Here is a 14,345-nt window from a genome sequence, read left to right as displayed (position 1 = left end):
GTTCATTTTTAAGGTTTCATAAAATCAAAAGCACCTTTGCGCAAATTAATTCCATATTCGAGATAAGCTTTCAAACAAGCCAAGAAATTAGCCCAACCTTCTGTTTGTCCCATCAATTGCTTAATTCCAGCTTCATCATCATTCATTTCATGTTCAATGACTTTGACAATTGTCGAATCATTTTCTCCTTTTTCAAGAAAAATTTCCACCAACATATCATCAACACCGCCACTCCAATCAAACGAAATGTATTCATCTTGTTTTAAATCGCCTCCCATTACAGGAAAAATATCATCAAACTCAGGGAATTTCCATTCAACAATTTTTCCAGTTTCGATAGCACCCGTAGAAGAAGCGATAAAATATTGATTCATCTTATTTGGATTAACAATCGCATCAAAAACTTCATTTTTAGGTTTCTGAATTTGAATTGTTGCTTTTGCAGTTAACTTCATTTCAATTGATTTTGGCTAACTAATTTAGTCAAAAAAAGTGTTCGAATTTTCGAATTCATAAAAAATAATTAAAACTTTATCGATATTGAAATCATTTGTAGAAAATAATTCGATTTATAAGTGTAAAATTTAAAAGTTTTTTACATTTATAGTATTGTAAAATTGATAAACACGTGAAAAAATTTACTCAAAAAGCAACTCTACTTAGTCTTATTTTGATGAGTGGAATTAGCTATGCGCAAGTTGCAAAAGCAGATTCTGCCTATGTTAGAGAGCATTATGAAAAGACCGAACAATTGATTCCGATGCGAGATGGAACGAAATTGTTCACGGCTATTTATACGCCAAAAGATCAAACCAAAAAATATCCTGTTTTACTTAATCGAACACCTTATACCGTAGCGCCTTATGGAGCAGATGAGTATAAAAAATCACTTGGAAATTTCCCTGCAGAAATGCGCGAAGGTTTTATTTTCGTTTACCAAGATGTGAGAGGAAAATGGATGAGCGAGGGTGAATTTGAAGATGTACGACCTGTTAATAAAACGAAAAATAAAAAAGCGATTGACGAAAGTACAGATACGTACGACACATTGGAATGGTTGGCAAAAAACATGAAAAATTACAACCAAAAAGCTGGAATCTATGGAATTTCTTATCCTGGTTTTTATTCAACAATGAGTTTAGTTAATTCGCATCCAACCTTGAAAGCTGTTTCGCCACAAGCACCAGTTACGAATTGGTTTTTAGGCGACGATTTTCATCACAATGGTGTATTATTTCTGAATGATTCTTTCAAATTTATGTCGTCATTTGGTGTAAAACGTCCGCAACCAATTACGCCAGATAAAGGTCCAAAATCATTAGAATATCCAATCAAAGATAATTACCGTTTTTATTTAGAAGGTGGATCTGTAAAGGAATTGAAGGATAAATATTTTCAAGATAATATCAAATTCTACAATGATTTGTTTGCACATCCTGATTATGATCAATTTTGGCAAGATAGAAATCCTTTGCCACATCTTACCAATGTGAAACCTGCTGTGATGACGGTTGGTGGTTTCTTTGACGCAGAGGATGTTTATGGTGCTTTTGAAACTTATAAAGCAATTGAAAAGCAAAATCCGAATGCGACAAATATTTTGGTCGCTGGACCATGGTTTCATGGTGGTTGGGTTCGCTCTAAAGCCGATACGTTTGGCGATATGCAGTTTGGAACGCCAACAGGTGAATATTATCAGCAACAAATTGAATTACCTTTTTTCAATTATTATTTAAAAGATAAAGGAAATTTCAAACCGACAGAAGCGCAAATCTTTATCACAGGTTCTAACGAATGGAAACAGTTTGATACTTGGCCACCAAAGAATGTGACAACTCAGAAAATGTATTTGCAAGCCAACGGAAAAATATCTTTTCAACAGACTAATAATACAAGTTTTGATGAATATATAGCAGATCCAAATAATCCTGTTCCATATCAAGGTGGTGTTTTAGAAAGTCGTCCGCGAGAATATATGGTCGATGATCAACGATTTGCGTCAACTCGTCCTGATGTTATGGTTTATCAAACCGATATTTTAACGGAAGATATGACGATTACAGGTCCAATTATCAATCATTTATTTGTTTCGTCAACGGGAACAGATGCTGATTATGTAGTAAAATTGATTGATGTTTTCCCTGAAGATATACCAAAATATAATGGAAAATTGATAGCTGGATATCAAAATTTGATTCGTGCCGAAATTATGCGAGGAAAATACCGCAATAGTTTTGAAAAACCCGAAGCAATGGTTCCTAATCAGAAAACAAACGTAACGTATTCTATGCCAGATGTTGGACATACTTTCAAGAAAGGACATCGTATTATGATTCAAGTTCAAAATACATGGTTTCCTTTAGCAGACCGCAATCCGCAACAATTTATGAATGTTTATGAAGCAACCGCGAAAGATTTCTTGAAACAAACACAACGAATTTATCACGATTCTTACATCGAAATTCCAGTTTTGAAATAACAAAAAATCCAACAAGTAATTTGTTGGATTTTCTATTTTGATTCTATCAATTTATTCAACTAAAACTGCAGAAATCAACACTTTTTCGAAACTAAATGAAACACTAATCGGACAGGTTTCTTCTGCCTCTTTTGCTATTTTCTGAAATTCTTCATCTGTAATCGAAGGAATACTTGCTGTTAAACTTAATTCTGATCGAACAACTTTTCCTCCTTCAAAAACAATTTTACAATCGGTTTCTAATTTTTCTGCTGTATATCCCGCTTCTCCCAATAAACCTGAAGTTTTCATTGTAAAACAACCTGCATGAGCCGCTGCCAAAAGTTCTTCTGGGTTTGTTCCTACTCCCTCTTCAAATCTACTTTTGAACGAATATTGTGTATTATCTAATACTGTACTTTGTGTGGTTAATGTTCCTGATCCTTCTGTAACCGAACCATTCCAAACTGCTTTTGCACTTCTTTTCATTTTGAATATTTTTTAGATTGAATTTTATTAAAGTTAAAGATTATGAAATCATAAGAAGAATTAATTCTCAACTTTAAGAATAATTTTAACGAAAAAAGTTCAGATAAAAAATATCTGAACTTTTACTAAAAAAACTACTAACCACCCTTTACTATGAATTGTATTAGGTTATTCAAATTTACTAAGAAACTAATATTTATAAAATTGAAAATCAATTTCTAATCTAATTTTAATTTTAGAAAATCTTTATAACGTAACTTTTCCTATCTTTCCTTTATTCCCAACCAAAATCACATATTTCTTATCTGGCGAAACTGTACACGTATTGTAACTATCTTGTGTAATAGTTGTCCAATTATGTCCTCCATCTGCTGAATAATCCACTCCAGAATAGCCACAAACCAAGACTTTATCTTTTGAAATAATTGTTACGCCAGATTTATATCCTGTTGGATATTTCCATGAATCTTGAAAAGCAATTTTACCATTTGTCAACTTAAATTTATAGAAATTATAGCTCGAATCTTCTGGTTTTGTAAAATCTCCACCAACCAAATATCCTACATTATTTGTTGCGTCATAAGCCATTCCATTAATTCCAGAAGTAGAACTTTTTGTTTTCTCTAACGCATACATTTGACCACCTTTTGGCGTATAATAGTATAAATTCGATAGCTCTCCTCCTGTCACAATCAAGGTTTGCTTTGCATCTACATACAAATTACTTCCACTTGAAGCAAAAAAAGCTTCTTTCGGATTTTTTAAACGCAAAGGTTGACCATGAAGCGATTTTGCAACTTCCCATTTTGTCGGATCAGTAATCGAAGACGTTAATACAAATGGTTTATCTGGCGACATTGGATCGCCCAAGACAATAATCTTTTTCGAAGTTTTATCCACATAAATTGCATCTAAAAAAATACCTTTTTCATTATTTTCATACACTTTATTCCATGATTTTCCGCCATCTTTCGTTTGCAAAACATAAGCAGGAGAATCAATTCCTAAAGCTAAATAGTTATCTTTTCCTAAAACTTCTACATCTCTAAAATCTCTATTTTCAACAACTTTCGGGTTAATCCAACTAAATGTTTTACCACCATCTATCGTTTTACCAATTGTATTTTTTGAGCCAGAAACAATAAACGTTTTTGCATCCTGAAAAGCCAAACCTCGGTAACTAACAGACGAATTTTCCTCATTAATCACTTGATAGGTTTGCGCAAAAGACAAACTCGATAACAATAGGACGAAATATTTCATTTTTTTATAAATTTTAGATTCTACATTTTATATAAAACTATTTTATCTCGGCGAATCAACCAAATATTTTTTAAGTTTGTGTTTTACATCAAATAAAATGAAACGATATACATTCTCAACATTACTTCTAAGTCTTACTTTAACATGTTTTAATCCAATTAATCAAACTGTTTATGGACAAAATATGTCAAAAAATAGTTCGAGAAGTTTACAGATTAATGAAAAAACATTAAACGATATTCTTGAGAGAAATAAAGCTTTTTACAAAGAAGGAAAAGTTGCCGATTATATTCCAGAATTAGGAAAAATGCAAGCGGATAAAATTGCTTTTTCTGTAGTTAATGAAAATGGTAAAGTGATAAATGTTGGCGATATCAATCAAAAATTTACAATTCAAAGTATTTCTAAAATCATTGCGTTGATGATTGCTGTTACAGAAAAAGGGGAGAAAAATGTATTTTCTAAAATGGGTTATTTCGGAACAGATAAACCATTTAATCATTACGCAAACCTTGAAACGACAGGAAAACCTCTGAATCCAATGATGAATGCTGGTGCGATTTTAACAACTTCTATGATTGATGGTGAAGGTGAAATTCCTTTCAAAAAAATCCTTGAAATGGTTCGCTACATCACCAAAAATAATTCGATAGATTATAGCAAATCCGTTTATAATTCTGAAAAAGAAACGGGACACAAAAATCGTGGAATGTTTTATTTGATGAAAAATAATGGCTTGATTGAAGGTGATGAAGAAAAGTTGAACAACTATTTCAAACAATGTTCTATCGAAGTAACTGCCGAAGATTTAGCTAAAATTGGTTATTTCTTTGCGCATCAATGCACACGTTTTGATGGTGATACAACGTATAAAAATCCAGAAATCTCACAGTTAATTCAATCTCAAATGTTGACTGCTGGAATGTATGAATTTAGTGGCGAATATTCTCGCACCGTTGGATTACCAAGTAAATCTGGCGTTGGTGGCGGAATTACCGTTTCCGTTCCAAACAAAATTGGTATCGGCGTTTTCAGTCCTGCACTTGACGAACATGGGAATTCCGCAGCTGGATATCATATGATTTTGGATTTGGTAAAGCAATACAATTTAAGCTTATTTCAATAATTTCTTATGTTCGATTTTAGATTAAAAGTTTTTGATACGGTTGCTAAACGATTGAATTTCACGAAAGCAGCAAACGAATTAAACATAACACAACCAGCTGTTACAAAACACATTAAAGAAATTGAATTAAATCTTAACATTAAGTTATTTGAACGAAATGGGACGAAAATAAAATTGACCAAAGCTGGTGAAATTCTATTAAAATATACAGAAGAAATTTTTTCTGTTTATCAAAAAATAGAATTTGAAATTGGGCAATTACAAGAAAAACAAAAAGGAATTTTACGTTTGGGTGCAAGTACGACAATTGCGCAATATGTATTACCTCCTATTTTGGCAGAATTTCGAAAAAGATTTCCTGAAATTCAATTGAGTTTGGTGATTCAAAATTCTGAAAGAATTGAAGAATTATTAGGAAATCATAAAATCGATGTCGGTTTAATTGAAGCTCAAATCAAAAATAGAACGTTTCATTATTTTCCGTTTATGAAAGATGAAATTGTGTTAGTTTCTCGTCAAAATCATTCTATTTTTACCAAAAATAATATCAAATTAGATGATTTAAAGAACATTCCGTTGGTTTTTCGGGAACCTGGTTCTGGAACTTTAGAAACCATTGATTTAGCTTTAAAATCGAAAAATATAAAGCTAAATGAACTCAATATCGAAATTCAATTGGGAAGTACAGAAAGTATAAAATCGTATGTGTTACATTCTGATGCTTTAGCGTTTTTATCAATTCAATCTATTTTACAAGAACTTAAAAATCAAACTTTAACTATTATTGACATTAAAAACCTTGTGATAGAACGTAATTTCAATTTTATCATTCCAGAAGGTGATCAATCTAAATTGGTGAATTTGTTTATTAATTTTTGCAATAGTTATAACTTAAAGTAATAATAGATTACTTTTTATCATTTCTTTTTGAATAATAAGTACAAGAAATTTGTACCATAAAATTATTCAAATCATGAAAATTATACATTCAGAAAAAGGCTTATTTCAACAATTCACTACACAAAAAGTTATCTTTTTAATTTGTGCATTTCTATGTTTAATGCCTTTTATAAGCTCTCCTATCGCATTAGTTTTAGGATTTGTTGTTGCGCAAATATTTGGAAATCCATACGAAGTACAATCACGAAAAGTATCAAACACTTTACTGAAAGTTGCTGTGGTAGGTTTAGGATTCGGAATGAATATTTTTTCGGCTATACAAGCAGGAAAAGAAGGAATTGTATTCACCGTTGTAAGTATTTCTACGTTGATGATTTTAGGATTTTTATTTACCAAACTCTTCAAAATTGAAAAAGCTACAGGCTACCTAATTTCCGCTGGAACAGCAATTTGCGGAGGAAGTGCAATCGCTGCAATCGCGCCAATTACAAAAGCAAAACCCAATCAAATTTCGGTTGCTTTAGCAGTAGTTTTCACATTAAACTCAATTGCATTATTGATTTTCCCACCGCTTGGACATTTATTCAACTTATCTCAACACGAATTTGGTTTATGGTGCGCTATCGCAATTCACGACACAAGTTCTGTCGTTGGAGCAGCAAGTAAATACGGAGAAGAAGCTTTACAAATCGCTACAACAGTGAAATTAGCTCGCGCACTTTGGATTATTCCATTATCGTTTTTAACCTTATTGTTTTTCAAAAACAACACATCAAAAATTAATATTCCGTGGTTTATTGGTCTATTTTTAATCGCTATTTGTGTGAATACCTATGTACCTTTTGTCCATCAATTTAGTCCAATTATTATCGATCTATCTAAAGCTGCTCTTACGCTTACATTATTCTTAATCGGCACAAGTTTATCATTCAAAATGATGAAAAATATCGGCTACAAACCGTTATTAATGGCGATTATTTTATGGGTAATTATTGGTGTTGGAAGTTTAATTATGATTATGAATTTAGCTTAAAATCATTCAGATTTCTATATTTGTTGTTATCTTTAGAACAAGAAAATTTACAATGAATCATCGATTATTAAAAAATATTGCTCTCGGAATTGGATTTTCAATTTCGAGTTTTGTTTCTGCGCAAACCTATACTTTAAAATTCAAAACTAATTACGGAAAATTTGATGTAATGTTATATGATTTCACTCCCAAACATCGCGATTTGATTTTGAGTGAGATTAATAAAGGAACTTATACAAATGCACAATTTAACAGAGTTGTGAAAGATTTCGTCATTCAAGGAGGCGAATTAGATGATCCTATTTTGGCGCGAGAAGCCGAACATCCAGAGCAAAAACCGATTCGTTTAGCGCCAGAATTTAATCCGAAAGCTTTTCATAAAATGGGAGCTTTAGGTGCTGGTCGAGATGGAAATAAAGAAAAAGCTTCTTATTACAATCAAATTTATTTTGTTGTAGGAAAAAAAATTACAGCGAAAGAATTAGATGATTTGGAAACTAAAAAAGGAATCAAATTTACAGCAGAACAACGCGCTGAATATTTAAAAAATGGCGGACAGCCTCGTTTAGATCATGATTTTACAGTTTTTGGAGAAATTACAAAAGGTTTAGACAAAGTCATGAAAATTAGTGAAGTTGAAACAAAGAACGAATTACCATTAGAACCTGTTATTTTTTCAATCAAAGTGAAAAAGAAAAAAACGCCTACAAAATATAACAAAACAAGTGTTTCTTTGGGCGGCACAGCGATTGGTTTTTAATTATTATTTTTGCAAATCAATTACAAATTATGCAACCATCAATTTTATTAACGACTTTAAACGCAAAATATATTCACCTCAATTTGGCAATTCGTATTTTGTACGATTTGAATCATCATCGTGGAAATATTTTTTGGAAAGAATTTACGATTAAATCTGACTTTGATGAAGTTGCAGAAAAATGCGCTAAATACAATATTATCTGTTTTAGTTGCTACATTTGGAATATTACGCAGACGTTAGAGGTTTGTAAACGAATCAAACAAATTTCTCCTGAAACTAAAATTTTGTTGGGTGGACCAGAAGTTAGTTACGAATATGATGATGTGATTGCAAATGATTATATCGACTATATCATTGTAGGTGAAGGAGAAATTCCGTTCGAGGAATTTGCAGCAAATTATCCCGCAATAGAAAATGTACCGAATTTAGTTTACAAAAAAGAGAACGAAGTTGTTTACAATGTACAAAATATTCAATTTGATATTAATCGATTAAAAGGTCGAAATCCTTATCAATACGATAATCCAGCGGATTTGGAAAAGAAGGTTTGTTACATCGAAACTTCTCGTGGATGTCCTTATAAATGTGAGTTTTGTTTGGCAAGTTTAGACAATAAAATGCGCTATTTGCCGATGGAAACCATCAAAGAAAATTTGTTGTATTTGATGAAACACGGGAAAACAATCAAGTTTCTGGATCGTACATTTAACATAAAACGAGATTTTACGATTGAATTGTTTCAATTTATTTTGGATCATTATCGTGAAGGAAATGTTTTTCAGTTCGAGATTACAGCAGATATTGTTCATCCTGATATTATAAAATTCATCAACGAAAAAGTGCCAAAAAATCTTTTCCGTTTCGAAATCGGAATTCAAACCGTTAATCAACAAAGTAATCGAGAAGTTTCGCGCAAGCAAAATTTTGAGAAAACATCAAATGTTATCAATCAATTGAAAGACAGAATTGAAATGCATTTGGATTTGATTGTTGGTTTGCCTTTAGAATATATTGATGATTTGAAATTTAGTTTCGAAGAAACCTTCAAACTTTATCCACCTGAATTGCAATTAGGTTTTCTGAAATTTCTGAAAGGGACTCCAGTTCGTCAAAAATATGAAAACTATGGTTATCATTTTGATCCAATGCCGCCTTATCAAATTATCAAAAGTGATTTTTTAAGTGAAAAAGATTTAGAAAATATTACGGCTTTAGAAAATGCTTTGGAGATTTATTGGAACAAACCAAGAACGCCAGAAACGCTGAAATATATTGCACAAAAGTATTCGATTTTTGATTTTTTGATGGGATTAGGACAATATTTTGAGCAACATCATTTGTTCCATAAACATACATTGAATGATGTTTTCCATACGATATTTGATTTTGCGAAAACATTTACAAACGATAAAATTGTATTGGAATTAATCGCAATTGATTATTATAGTTTCCATAAATCGAAACCAAAAGATTTGTTTGAAATGGAACAAAAAATAGAAGAAGATTTGAGTGAACTTGCCTCGCATCCGAAGAGTAAATTCGTTTCAATTCCAATTTCATTTGATTATCAAATTTGGAAAGACGAAGATCTAATTGAACAATCTCTCGAAAATTGGTTAATCGAATTTGTAGGAACTTCACATAATATTATTCATTGTGAAGTTATAGAGAAATAAAAGCATAAAAAAAACCTCTCAAATATTTGAGAGGTTTTTTTTCTTAAGATTAGAATTGCTTATTGCCATCCACCTCCAACAGCGCGATATAATTCGACCATTGATGATAAAGATGATAATTTCGCATCAACAACATTCAATTCAGCATTCAACCCATTGTCTCTTGCTGTAATTACTTCTAAATAGTTTGCCATACCGTAGTTTAACAATTCTTCAGAATAGGTAATTGCTTGATTGTATAATTGATATTCTTTTTGTTTATATTCAGCTTTCTTCGTTGCTGCATCGTATGTGTATAACGCATCAGAAACCTCTTTACTTGCATTTAAGATTTTGCTTTTATAATTAATCAAAGCATTTTCTTGATTTGCTAAAGCAACTTCTTTTTGCGTACGCAATTTACGCTGTTGTAACAAAGGTTGAGTTAAGCTACCGATCACCGTTGCAAATAAAGATTGCGCGCTAAACAATTTATCGATATCAATTCCTTGTACACCACCTGTTGCAGTAATAGAAAGAGAAGGATAAAAACTTGCATTCGCAACGTTAACATTCTCAAAAGCGTTCATCAATCCAAACTCTGCAGCTTTGATATCAGGACGATTTTCTAATAATTGAGCTGGAACACCAACAGATAATTTTTCGTCAATTTTTTGAGAAGCTAAGTTTGTACGATTAATAGATTGAGGATTTGTTCCTAACAAAATACTCATCACATTTTCGTTCATCTTAATTCCATTTTCAACGTCAACCAATAATGATTTCACATTGAACAATTGCGCTTCTGTTTGGTTAACTGCAACTTCTGTTACATTTCCAGCTTCTTTCAAAGCTTTCGTTGTTTCTAAACTTTGCTCGCGGTTGATTAAAGTTTTATCTAAAATTCTTTTTTGCTCATCTAAAGCCAATAAGTTGTAATACGCATTTGCAATAGAAGCAACAATTTGTGTTTTTACCGCTTTGTGCGCTTCTATAGTTTGCAAATAAGTTGCAGCTGATGCACGTTGATTACTTCTGATTTTACCCCAAATATCCGCTTCCCAACTTAAGTTACCTGAAAGCTCGTATTGACTTTGTGCACGTTTTGACATTAACGCTCCAAACTGAGTGTTACGAGAGTTTTCTGTAAACGTATATTTTGGACCTACAGATAAAGTTGGTAAATAACCTGCTTTACCTTGTTTAGCATACGCTTCAGCGACTGCAATATTTTGCAGTGCTGAACGTATATCTAAATTATTTTGTAAACCTTGATTAATCAAAGCTTGTAATTGAGTGTCTGTAAAAATTTGTTTCCAAGAAACAGTTGCAACACTTGCACTGTCTTTTGCAATAACATCTGTTCTGAAATTTGCTTCATTTACAACAGCTTCAGGACGATGATAATCTTTTGCTACGAAACAAGACTGAACAGCAAACAATCCAGCTGCGATTAAAGTAATATTAAATATTCTGTACTTTTTCATTTTTAGATTGAATTATTATGTTCAATTTCTTCTTGTGGACGATCAAATTTAATTGGTTTAACTTTTTCTTGTAATGTTTGGAAAACAACAAACAATACTGGAATAACAAATAAACCTAAAATTGTACCTACTAATAAACCAAATGCTGCTCCTGTTGCTACAGAACGGTTACCAGCAGATGATACACCTGTTGCAAATACTAATGGCATTAATCCTAAAATGAAGGCAAAAGATGTCATCAAAATTGGACGTAAACGAGCTTTCGCTCCATCTATAGCTGCCTGAATAATTGACATTCCGTGTACACGTCTTTGTAAAGCGAACTCTACAATCAAAATGGCATTTTTGGCGAGTAAACCAACCAACATGATTAAGGCAATTTGGAAATAGATATTATTTTCTAATCCAGCTAACCATTGAGATAAATATGCACCCATCATACCACAAGGAACAGATAATAATACTGCGAATGGTAAAACATAAGATTCATATTGTGCAGATAAAATAAAGTACACGAATACGATACATAAAGCAAAAATCATTGCTGTTTGAGAACCTGAATTAATCTCCTCACGAGTAAGACCTGTAAAGTCAGTTCCGTAAGAAGTAGATAATGTTTGTTCAGAAACTTGATTAATTGCTGTAATTGCATCACCTGTAGAGAATCCTGGTTTTACAGCTCCTGTAATATTAGCTGATGTAAATAAGTTGAAACGGTTAACAGAGTTAGGACCATATACACGTTTTAAAGTCACAAATTGTGAAACTGGTGTCATTGAACCTGCATCCGTTTTCACGAACATTTTATTTAAACTTGTTTCATTGATACGATCATCTGGTGAAGCTTGAATGTACACACGGTATTGTTTACCAAAACGTGTAAAGTCAGCTGCATATAATCCTCCAATATATCCTTGTAAAGTTGAGAAAATAGAACTTACTGAAACACCAGATTGTTTTGCTCTTTCAATATTAACATCGATTTCGTATTGAGGGAAACCTGTATTTAAAGAAGTTTGAGCATACATAATTTCTGGACGTTGCATTAAAGCACCAATATATTCCTTTGCAACTTTATCAAAATCAGCAATATCTCCACCTGTTTTATCTAATAATTTCAATTCGAAACCAGAAGACATACCAAAACCTGGAATTGATGGTGGTTGGAAGAAAATCATTTGAGCATCAGGAATTTGTGCTGCAGCACCAAATAATTGTCCAATGATTGATTGTACTGATAAAGCATCTGTTGTACGTTCTTCGAATGGTTTCAATTTAATGAACATCATACCATAGTTAGAACCAGCTCCAGAAATAATAGAGTTACCTGAGATAATTGTTGCTTTATCTAATCCAGGAATTTTTTCAATTTTTTTCTGGAATTCTTTTTCAACCTCATACACACGGTCCATAGAAGCACCTGCTGGTAATTCGATATTACCAATAATAAATCCGTTATCTTCAGTTGGTACGAAACCTGTTGGCATCATTTTTCCAATACCCCAAATTCCTACTCCACTAAGAATAATTAATAAGAATGAAATCCATTTGTGTTTAATTAAAAATTTGAATGAATTACCATATTTATGTGTCATACGATCAAATGAAGCATTGAAAGCATCAAAGAATCGTTGAATAAAGTTACGTTTTTGCTCTCCTTCTTGATGTGGTTTTAAGAATAAAGCACACAATGCTGGAGATAATGTCAAGGCATTTAATGCCGAAATTAAAATGGCAACAATTAAAGTAATACCAAATTGTTTGTAGAATACTCCGGTAGGTCCTGAGATAAATGTTACTGGTACGAACACCGCACACATTACTAATGTAATTGAGATAATCGCTCCAGAAATTTCATCCATCGCATTTTTCGTTGCATCCATAGGAGCTTCGTGATGAGACTCCATTCGAGCATGCACGGCTTCCACAACAACAATGGCATCATCCACCACAATACCAATGGCGAGTACTAAGGCAAATAACGTTAATAAGTTTAACGAGAATCCTGCCAAATTAAGGAAAAAGAATGTACCAATAATAGACACTGGTACCGCAATCAATGGTACTAATGTAGAACGGAGATCTTGTAAGAAAATATATACAACAATAAATACTAAGATAAACGCCTCTATCATTGTGTGAACAACTTTAGAAATAGACGCATCTAAGAATGTATTTGTATCCATTAAGATAGTGTAAGAAACTCCTTCTGGTAATAATTTAGAAGCTTTTTCTAACTCAGCTCTTAAGTTTACAATAATTTCTTGTGCATTAGATCCTGGCGTTTGATAAACAGCAAATACAGCAGAAGGATCTCCATCCATTGCAGAACGTCCTGCATAAGATTGAGCACCAAATTCTACATTCGCTACATCTTTTAATCTAAGAACCTGTCCGTTTGGTAAAGATTTAATAACAATATTACGATATTGATCTTCTGTTTTATAACGTCCAGAATATGTAATTGCATACTCAAAAGATTGTCCAGCATTTTGCCCTAAAGCTCCAGCTGCAGCCTCTAAAGATTCTTGTGATAAAGCTGCAGAAACTTCAGAAGGAACTAAACCATAACTTGCCATACGAGAAGGATCTAACCAAATACGCATAGAATAAGTCATCGCACCAAATACAGTTGCATCCCCTACACCGTTTACACGTTTTAAGGCTGGAATAATGTTGATGTTCAAATAATTCTGAAGATAAATCTCATCATATTTAGGGTTTGTTGAACTAAACGAAGCATACATCAATGCTGATGTCTGTTGTTTTTGTGTCACAACCCCAGAACGAGTTACCTCCGAAGGTAATAATGGTGTAGCACGTGCCACACGGTTTTGTACGTTTACCTGTGCGATATCTCCATCTACACCTGGTTTAAATACAACATCGATAGAAGCAGAACCGTTATTAGAGGCAGTAGAAGAAATATAATCCATTCCTTCAACCCCGTTCACCTGTTCCTCTATCGGAATAATTACAGACTCCATTACTGTCTTTGCATTCGCTCCGGGATACGAAGCTGAAATTTTTACAGTAGAGGGTGCAATATCTGGATATTGTGTTACCGGAAGCGATATAAGCCCCAGTATACCCAATATCAATATAAGGATAGAAATTACCGTAGATAGTACGGGTCTTTCAATAAACTTTTTTAACATATCTATTTACAAT

The 14,345-nt window shown here is 32.6% G+C and carries 11 protein-coding genes; 6 read left to right on the top strand and 5 right to left on the bottom strand.

All coding sequences use genetic code 11. The features are described 5' to 3' along the window. Positions 1 to 8: 8 nt before the first annotated feature. Positions 9 to 455, bottom strand: a complete 447-nt coding sequence (locus N5E64_RS03820) for an SRPBCC domain-containing protein (protein WP_219033967.1) — start codon at positions 453 to 455, stop codon at positions 9 to 11. Positions 456 to 628: 173 nt separating this feature from the next. Here N5E64_RS03820 and N5E64_RS03815 point away from each other — a divergent pair, with 173 nt between their 5' ends. Continuing rightward, positions 629 to 2,479: a CocE/NonD family hydrolase gene (locus tag N5E64_RS03815; protein ID WP_280035811.1), complete on the top strand. Its 1,851-nt coding sequence runs from the start codon at positions 629 to 631 to the stop codon at positions 2,477 to 2,479. A 51-nt stretch (positions 2,480 to 2,530) separates the two neighbouring features. On the opposite strand, the gene N5E64_RS03810 is transcribed toward N5E64_RS03815, so the two are convergent. Then, positions 2,531 to 2,947 (bottom strand): OsmC family peroxiredoxin, encoded by a 417-nt coding sequence (locus tag N5E64_RS03810; protein ID WP_280035809.1) that lies wholly within the window; start codon positions 2,945 to 2,947, stop codon positions 2,531 to 2,533. Positions 2,948 to 3,193: 246 nt separating this feature from the next. After that, complete coding sequence (locus N5E64_RS03805) at positions 3,194 to 4,210, bottom strand: YCF48-related protein (protein WP_219033968.1); 1,017 nt, start codon at positions 4,208 to 4,210, stop codon at positions 3,194 to 3,196. A 184-nt stretch (positions 4,211 to 4,394) separates the two neighbouring features. Here N5E64_RS03805 and glsA point away from each other — a divergent pair, with 184 nt between their 5' ends. From glsA to N5E64_RS03780, 5 genes are all read left to right on the top strand, one after another. Next, complete coding sequence (glsA, locus tag N5E64_RS03800) at positions 4,395 to 5,336, top strand: glutaminase A (RefSeq protein ID WP_407933287.1); 942 nt, start codon at positions 4,395 to 4,397, stop codon at positions 5,334 to 5,336. 6 nt (positions 5,337 to 5,342) lie between these two features. Then, on the top strand, positions 5,343 to 6,236 hold the full coding sequence (locus N5E64_RS03795; RefSeq protein WP_115000365.1) for a LysR family transcriptional regulator: 894 nt from the start codon (positions 5,343 to 5,345) through the stop codon (positions 6,234 to 6,236). A gap of 73 nt (positions 6,237 to 6,309) precedes the next feature. Next, on the top strand, positions 6,310 to 7,269 hold the full coding sequence (locus N5E64_RS03790) for a YeiH family protein (protein WP_115000367.1): 960 nt from the start codon (positions 6,310 to 6,312) through the stop codon (positions 7,267 to 7,269). 52 nt (positions 7,270 to 7,321) lie between these two features. Next, on the top strand, positions 7,322 to 8,029 hold the full coding sequence (locus N5E64_RS03785) for a peptidylprolyl isomerase (protein WP_084106814.1): 708 nt from the start codon (positions 7,322 to 7,324) through the stop codon (positions 8,027 to 8,029). 29 nt (positions 8,030 to 8,058) lie between these two features. After that, complete coding sequence (locus tag N5E64_RS03780) at positions 8,059 to 9,708, top strand: B12-binding domain-containing radical SAM protein (protein ID WP_280035801.1); 1,650 nt, start codon at positions 8,059 to 8,061, stop codon at positions 9,706 to 9,708. Between the two features lie 59 nt (positions 9,709 to 9,767). Here the strand turns inward: N5E64_RS03780 and N5E64_RS03775 are convergent, their stop codons facing one another. Together N5E64_RS03775 and N5E64_RS03770 are read right to left on the bottom strand one after the other, a co-directional pair. Next, positions 9,768 to 11,174 carry an efflux transporter outer membrane subunit gene (locus tag N5E64_RS03775; RefSeq protein ID WP_280035800.1) on the bottom strand — a complete coding sequence of 469 codons (1,407 nt, stop codon included), beginning with the start codon at positions 11,172 to 11,174 and terminating at the stop codon, positions 9,768 to 9,770. A gap of 2 nt (positions 11,175 to 11,176) precedes the next feature. Continuing rightward, positions 11,177 to 14,332 carry an efflux RND transporter permease subunit gene (locus N5E64_RS03770; RefSeq protein WP_280035798.1) on the bottom strand — a complete coding sequence of 1,052 codons (3,156 nt, stop codon included), beginning with the start codon at positions 14,330 to 14,332 and terminating at the stop codon, positions 11,177 to 11,179. Positions 14,333 to 14,345: the final 13 nt, after the last annotated feature.

This window comes from Empedobacter sp. GD03739, assembly GCF_029843245.1.
GTDB lineage: Bacteria > Bacteroidota > Bacteroidia > Flavobacteriales > Weeksellaceae > Empedobacter > Empedobacter falsenii_B.
This window is presented reverse-complemented; position numbering and strand designations above follow the sequence as displayed.